This is a genomic window from Bacillus sp. JJ675 (assembly GCF_036963165.1).
In the GTDB taxonomy this organism is placed as follows: domain Bacteria; phylum Bacillota; class Bacilli; order Bacillales; family Bacillaceae; genus Bacillus; species Bacillus glycinifermentans.
This window is the reverse complement of record NZ_JBALMR010000105.1, coordinates 1-7,856: the sequence shown is the minus strand read 5'-3', so window position 1 is coordinate 7,856 and position 7,856 is coordinate 1. Positions and strand designations below refer to the sequence as shown.

Genomic DNA, 7,856 nt, shown 5'->3' with positions numbered 1-7,856 from the left:
CCAACCGGTCCGACAGGCCCAACAGGCCCAACCGGCCCGACGGGTCCAACCGGTCCAACCGGCGCATAACAAACAGCAATTTAACTGTTGTATAGCTTATTTCTAACCAATTTGTATATTTGGAATCGCGGAAGGTTTAAGGGGTGCATGAAAGCTTCGGTTTTCATGCGCCTCTTTTTATATACTGAAAGGAAGAAATACTTTCACGTAAAAAAGGACTGCCGATAAGCTAAGGCAGTCCTTTCTTTTTTTATATTAATCAATCAAATTGTCAGTAAATGTTTAATCTCCATTTTTAGTTCATCAATGTTTTGTTTATATGTTTCACCTCTGGAGCTTAAACTCAAATCAAAGTAGTGCTCCATTTTTTCAATCAGCGGTTTGACGCACCTTTTCCTCTCTTCCTGATCAAGATGCTGTGTAAAACTATTGCTTTGGTAATCAATTGCAGTGTCCGCGTAGACTTTTCCAAGCGTATAGTACTTCATCGCGGCTCGCTCGGTCGGCTCAAGCTCATTCCATTTGATGTTCGGCAAATAGATTTCTTTGCTGAAATGGTTGATGATATATTCCATTACATAAATAATAGACGGAATTCTTTTAGCGACATTGTAGGTGAAATTATCCTGGTGCCTGCGGTAGCAATAGGCAGGTTTGTGAACGTATCGGCGTTTCCAGCCGCGTTTGATGTTTACAATGCTGTTGAGCGCGTCGCCGGCATATGGGTTTTTGGAATCGACCACCCAGGAATGGTTATGATCCCGGTAAAAAGACAGTTTGTATAGCCCCACCATTGGATACACGCCGGACCCGCTTCTTTCAAAAGTCCTGCGGACGGCTTCATCATCTGTATAAGGTTGATAGATCCAGCTCCCGATTCGATTTCCGTTTTTATCGACCAGCAAAAAGTCGCCGTACACATAATCCAAATCCTCTTGTTCAAGAAAATATGTGATAAAATCAGCGAGCACCTCTTCATGCGCCAAATAGTCATCCGCGCTGATAGGCATAACATATTCTCCAGAAGCTTCTTCAAAAATTTCTGCAAATGCCGTATCCGCCATGCCGGAATTTTCGCGATGGCATATCGCTTTGATATGGGGGTATTTGTCTTGATATGCACTGATAATGTCAAGGGAATCGTCTGTAGAACAGTCATCTACGATGATGATCTCGATGTTCGGGTACGATTGATTGATCACGGATTGAAGGCATTGGTCCAAAAAGCGGGCGTAGTTATAATTCACGATGCCGACCGTGATTTTGGGAGGATCAAAAAAGACGGTCCGGGTTTTTGTTTTTGCGGGTTTTGCAAATCGGGAGACGGTTTCCTCGATTGTTTTCATTTGTTTTTCTAATGAATAGTGTTCTTCGATAAAGGCGCGGTATTGGTTTGATGAATAGTCGTCTTCAGTGATCATTTCGACGAGTTCATCAATCGTATTCCATACATAAGGTTCATCATAGATCGTTTTGGCGCCGTAAAAATTGTGAACGAGCGGCTTCAGCCCTTTTGCCATCGCTTCCATTACCGACATTTGCTGGCTTTCTAAAAGGCTTGTCGAAATCAGGTAGTGCTTATCCTCCAAGTATTGATTAACATCACTTTGCCAGCCGTCGATTTGAACACTGCCTGCTAGACCAAGTTCTTCAATCATTTGCTGAAAGTATAATTGATAGCGGATGTCCTGGTACTGGCCTGCGATAAATAGCTTATATCTCGGGTCTTTGTCGTGGATGGCCTTAAACGCGTGCAATAAAAGCATCGGGCCTTTCTTGTAATTGATATATCCGACATAAGCGATATGAAATCCTTTTTCGCGCTCTCTAAACGTATACCGCTCTAAATCAACTCCGTTTGGAATCGTCACGGTCTTCGTTTTATCCAGGCTTTTCACATGCTTGACGATGTACTCCTCCATATGCTTACCATCAAAAATGACCTGGTCAATAACATCCCAGCGAACCTGATAAGGATACGATGTAAAAGCCTCATAGCTGTGAAGCCTGCAAATTAAGGTTTTTTCGTGAGCGAGAGGCAGTTTGCTTCCGTAAATGGTTAGGTTGTCGCACCATTCAAACCAGCAAATGTCCGCCCACTTCATCCCGTTGTCGATTTGTCTGAGATCTGTGATGATCAGTTTCAGTGCTCTGTATGATTTTGGGAGATGTTCGGCTACAGCGTGTATAAACGTATCTAAACCGGGTTTGACAAAAAAGACGATTTTCGGCCGAAGGCTTTCGACGCTTCGAAAAAGTTCGATTTTCTCGCGAAACAGTTTTTCTTTCTGTGCTTTATCCATAAAAAGAGCGGCATCATCATACCATTCACAGGCTTCTTGAAGGCGGCGCTTTTTCTCATTGATAAAACCTAAACTGACCAGCGAGGAAATCTCGAATGGATCGGTTTTCATTTTCTCCTCAATCAGCCGTTCAGCTTCGACCCATCTGTTTTCATCTATCATTTTAATGATGCCGTTGTCCGTAGCAGCGAGATCGAGTGAACACAGCAGCAGTTCCAATTCATTGTTTTGGGTCATCAAAATCCTCCTGTTAGACGTTGAATTTCACTAGTAATATCTATATTCACAAATAGAAAGAAGTTTCCGGGTGATCCATTGATTCATGATAAGGACACAAACAAGAAGCATAATGCTCTCATAATCTATTGAAGTGAAAATAAAGATGAAGGAAGTGAACGGTTTGATCACAATCAGCCTTTGTATGATTGTTAAAAATGAAGAAGAAGTATTGGCAAGATGTCTTGATACCGTAAAAGACATCGTAGACGAAATCAATATCGTCGATACGGGATCGACCGATAAAACGGTGGAGATTGCGAAACAATACACAGACCGCGTCTTTTTCTTTGAGTGGATCGGCGATTTTGCAGCCGCAAGGAATGAATCGTTTAAGCATGCCACGAAAGACTACATTCTATATCTTGATGCAGATGATGTCCTGCTTGAGAAAGACCGCAAGAAATTAAAAGAATTAAAAGAGACGCTCGATCCGTCCGTTGATTCGGTCTCGATGTATTATGACGCCGGAACGGACGAATTCGGAAACGTCACGTTACGATACCGGCGCAACCGCCTGGTCAAACGCGAGAAAAATTTTCAATGGAGAGGCGACTGCCACCAGTACCTGGAGGTTTACGGCAATATCATCAATGCCGATATTTCGGTGACGCATAAAAAAATCCGCCATTCCGTCGGGCGGAATCTCAATATTTATCAAAAGAAAATTGACCGCGGCGATGCGTTTTCTCCGAGAGACCATTTTTACTACGGAAACGAATTGAGAGAGAACGGGCATTATGAGAAGGCGATCGAAAGCTATAATAAAAATATTGAAATGAAAGAAGGATGGATTGAGGACAAAGTATACGCCTGCATCAATAAAGCGGACTGCTACCGCTATCTCGGGGATATGGAAAATGAGCTCCGATCGCTGTTCCAGTCGTTTGAATTTTCGAAAACGCCGCGCGCGGAGACATGCAGCAGAATCGGCTACAACTTTCAGCGCAGGCGGGAATATCAGGCGGCGATTTATTGGTATGATCAGGCGACAAAGCAGGTTCCAGACTCAAATAAATGGAGCTTCAGCTATCCGGCGTATTACACATGGTATCCGCATCTGCAAATGTGTGTGTGTTATTACAATTTGGGAGATTTTGAGAAATCGTATGAACACAATGAAGAGGCCAGAAAATATCGTCCGGAGGATAAGTCCGTCCTTCATAATAAGCAGTTGCTTGAAGGAAAATTAGGCATAAAAAAATAATCAGGGAAAAGCTTACTTTTGAAAAGTAGGCTTTCTTTTTTGAGGCGGGTGGCAATTTGCAGTGCGAGGTCATAAATTATTCCAAATCAAGCTGAGTAACGAAGGAGGGATCTATGCTGCGCGAAACTTACCTTTCATTTGACGGCTGCACCAGGATGATAACGGATGAACCGTTATTGACGGCATTGGAAAATACGTTCACGATCGAGTTTTGGGCAAAGCCTGCGGCAGCGGCTTTACACAACTTCCGGTTCGCAGTTACGCCGATTTCCGGAGCCTATGGGGACGGCGATGATTCGCGGGCCGGTGTGGGTGTGGCCGTTGGAACGGACGGCGTTGTCATATATGAGCATACAGCGGACGATCTGGCCGCTGTTTTGCATTGTGCCGCGTCGCTCTATGATTGGACGCACATCGCCGTTGTATATGATAATAAAGTCCCGTCCATTTACATCAATGGGGCGTTTGCCGCAAAGGGTACGGTCAGCAGAAGCGATGCGGCGGTTCCGTCCGGCGTGTTCGGGGGAATGAAGACGGGCGGCTTTTATGAGGGAGGCCTGAAAGAAATAAGAGTGTGGAAGGCAGCAAAAACACAAGCGGAGCTTAAACGGCACATCAATCAGGAACTTCGCGGAGATGAATCAGGCCTTTTCAGGTATTGGAAATTAGACGAAGGAGCTGGGGACACGGTCAGAGATTCGGTCAATCATCTTCACGGAACGATTGCGAAAGCGAAATGGCAGATGTCAGAGACGCCGATCAACATCTTATTTGCGTACATCGTACCGAGCGGAGGGATTGAAACGCTAAACAGGCAGCGCTGCTACGGACTGGCTAAGCATAAGGTTAACTGCCATTTTTTATACACAGCAGACGGGATCGGTCTGCAAAATGAGCTCGATACGTCAATCTTTGTCACGGACAGTGACGAAGAAATCAAACAGATCATTTATGAGGGTAAATATGACGCGATCGTCGTCAGCTCGGATGTTCGGCTGGCGAAAAGGCTGCGCAATCTCGGATATCAAGGGATTCTGATTTATGAAATTCAAGGGGCGGGAATCAACAAGGAATACATTGACCAATATATTAAACATTTCGCTTATTCTGTGGTTCAGAAGGATTGTGACGCCATGCTGCACCCGCCGACGCCGCACCTCGTCAAAGCGGTCAACACGTATTTTCCTGCTAAGAAAAAGTTCTGTTTGCAAAATTGTTTTCATACGAAAGAATTTCACTATCAAGTCCATCCTTTAGAAAAAAATCCGGTGATCGGCTGGGTTGGGAGGCTTGAAGATAATAAAAACTGGCGGGAGTTTTTGTTGATCGGAGCGGAATTTATCAAGGAAAATCCTGAAGTCAAGCTATGGATGTTCGAAGACAGTACCTTGTCGAGAGCAACGGAGAGAAACGCCTTTGAACAAAAACTCAAAGAACTGAAAATCAGCCGGAATGTGGAGATTTTCGCCAATCAGCCCCATCGTAAAATGGCGGAATACCTCTCCATCATCGGCGATTCCGGCGGCTTTTTGTGCTCTACATCAAAAGTGGAAGGGTTCCGGTATGCGGTTCTTGAAGCTATGGTTTGCAGGTGCCCCGTCCTTTCTTCGGACTCGGACGGCGTGCGCAATTTCATCGACCACAACGTGACGGGGAAATTCTATCGGTCAGGCAGCATTGAAGAAGCAGTCAAAGAAGGGAAAGAATTGATGGATAATCTAGCTTTAAGAGAAGTAATCAGACAAAATGCCGTCAAACACATTGAAACGAATTTTTCTCCGGACAAGTACGCAGAAGAATTCTTACGCATGATAAAAAAACTCAAAAAAGGGTGAAAGTCAATATCCCTCTGAATCCAGAGGGATATTTGTCATTTCTTTAAAATGTCGGCAAGCGTTTCCGTATGGTATATCTGGCCGAATGCCGGTTCGTTTTCCGGGATGACGGCGCGATGGCTGATGTGCCCGTTGTCATTGACAAAAAAGACGATATGCTTTGCTTCGGCGCCCTTTGCTTTGTATTGGAGATAATAATGAAACAAACGATTCAGCATCACGTGATTCGAAGGAAAAGCGCCTTTTCCGTAAAGCATGGAGAGGGGTGCATCGGCATTTTGGATTCCGGTTAAAATAGCGGTGTCTTCAGAGGCACCCGGCAGATGGAGAAAGGTCAGCCGCGGATCTTCAATTGCTTTGAGCGCTTCGGACGCCGATTGATCAGGCGTTGTGTCAAGCGCCGTAATCTGATAATTGCTGAACGTCTGTTCAAGGAGCCGCTCCAGTTGATCGACCGTTTGCAGAGATCCGTCAGAAACCGGATAGATGACCGTCAGCTCACACGGAATGTTCCGCCGCTTTCTGGCTTCAAGCTTTGCGAGGTTTAGCGCATGGCGAAATCTGCGATGCTGCTCCTTTGAGTGCCTCAGCTGCGCCGATACGCTCAATGGGGAATCGACCCGGTACGCCGCTAACACCTCCGGAATGTACACAATATCGCAATGTTCGGTCAGCCGCAGCCAATACTCATAATCTTCGACAGGCCACAGCTGATATCCGCCCGTCTTTGCCGCCGCTTTTGACTTATACATAAAAGAGGCGCCGATAAAGCAAATATCGAGAAGCGTTTCCTTCGGCTGCCCCTGATAATTGGAAAATTGCTCTCTTAGGACGGTGCCTTTGTGGTCGATATGGTGAAAATTGCTGTAGGATAAGCCGACGTTTTCCGGCGCGTTCCGATGCTTTTCGATAAATTCGGGATCATACACATTATCGCTGGACACCCATGTTAAGTAACGAATCGATTCAAACTTCTGCAAATAGTTGAAACCCGTATTTAAAGCTTTTGCGATCCCTTCATTTTTCTCTTTTTCAATCAGATGAACCCTCTCGTCTCCTTCGGTTTCGCGTTTGATGATCTCGATATGATCACTCGGTGCTCCGTCAGATACGACGGCAAAATAATAGTTTGTAAAGCTTTGCTCAAGCACCGATTTCAGCGCAAGTTTCAAATAGTCATGATTCTGTTTATACACGGGCATGACAATTCCGACATCCCTCATTTGCATCCCTCTTTAACTTCAAATTTTCACCTTCTTGATAGATTATGTTTTTCTTCATGTTGCTGATATAGGTTTTTCGCCGCTACAGCCGTGACAAGTTCGGAACGTCACACATAAATTATTGGGAACTTTCTCTTGAAGGAGGAATCGGGATGATCCCGTTAATCAATTTGAAACGGCAGTTTCAAACGGTAAAACAAGATATGTTAAAAGAGTTTGAGCAGGTATTGGACAGCGGGCAGTATATATTGGGGCCGAAAGTCAAAGAGCTGGAGAATAAAACGGCCGAAAAGCTCAGCGTGCGGGATGCCGTGGCGGTGGCCAACGGAACGGATGCTTTAGTGCTGACGCTGAAAGCGTTTGGCATCGGAAAAGGGGATGAAGTGATCACAACGCCGTTCACCTTTTTCGCTACCGCAGAAGCCGTCTCAAGGGTCGGGGCGACCCCCGTGTTTGCAGACGTCGACCGCGGCACATACAATCTTGATCCGGCAAAAATAGAAGAAAACATCACACCGGCTACAAAAGCGATCATTCCCGTTCATATTTTCGGCCAGCCGGCTGATATGGACGAGATCAATGCGATCGCCAAAAAGCACAGGCTGATTGTGATTGAAGACGCCTGCCAGGCATTCGGCGCGGAATACAAAGGCCGTCCCGCAGGCAGCCTCGGGGATGCGGCCTGCTTCTCATTTTTTCCGACGAAAAATTTAGGCACGCTGGGCGACGGGGGAATGGTAACGATGTCTGATCCTGAAGCGGCCGAACGTGTAAGGACGCTCAGAACGCATGGTACAAGCAAAAAATACTTTCACGACAAAATCGGTTTTAACAGCCGGCTTGATGAACTGCACGCGGCCGCCTTGCTCATTCTGCTTGAAAAAATCGACGGCTGGAATGAACAAAGAAGAAAGGTCGCCGGCAAGTACCGTGAGGCATTGAAAGAGGCATCACACGTGACGCTGCCGACAGAAAAAGAAGACCGCTCCCACATCTACCACCTCTTCTGCAT

Annotated in this window: 5 protein-coding genes; 3 read left to right on the top strand and 2 right to left on the bottom strand. The window is 45.6% G+C overall.

The annotated features are described in order from the left end of the window. Nucleotides 1-263 precede the first annotated feature (263 nt). Entirely contained in the window at nucleotides 264-2,540 is a 2,277-nt protein-coding gene (locus V7126_RS22560) for a glycosyltransferase (protein ID WP_175076914.1), read from the bottom strand. A 163-nt stretch (nucleotides 2,541-2,703) separates the two neighbouring features. On the opposite strand from V7126_RS22560, the gene V7126_RS22555 reads away from it, so the two are divergent. Further along, entirely contained in the window at nucleotides 2,704-3,786 is a 1,083-nt protein-coding gene (locus V7126_RS22555; protein ID WP_175076917.1) for a glycosyltransferase, read from the top strand. Between the two features lie 113 nt (nucleotides 3,787-3,899). Further along, complete coding sequence (locus V7126_RS22550; RefSeq protein WP_175076913.1) at nucleotides 3,900-5,621, top strand: glycosyltransferase; 1,722 nt, start codon at nucleotides 3,900-3,902, stop codon at nucleotides 5,619-5,621. A 35-nt stretch (nucleotides 5,622-5,656) separates the two neighbouring features. On the opposite strand, the gene V7126_RS22545 is transcribed toward V7126_RS22550, so the two are convergent. Then, nucleotides 5,657-6,844, bottom strand: a complete 1,188-nt coding sequence (locus V7126_RS22545; RefSeq protein WP_175076912.1) for a glycosyltransferase family 2 protein — start codon at nucleotides 6,842-6,844, stop codon at nucleotides 5,657-5,659. 152 nt (nucleotides 6,845-6,996) lie between these two features. Here V7126_RS22545 and V7126_RS22540 point away from each other — a divergent pair. After that, nucleotides 6,997-7,856 (top strand): DegT/DnrJ/EryC1/StrS family aminotransferase (locus V7126_RS22540; protein ID WP_335499350.1); only part of this gene is annotated, 860 nt, incomplete at its 3' end.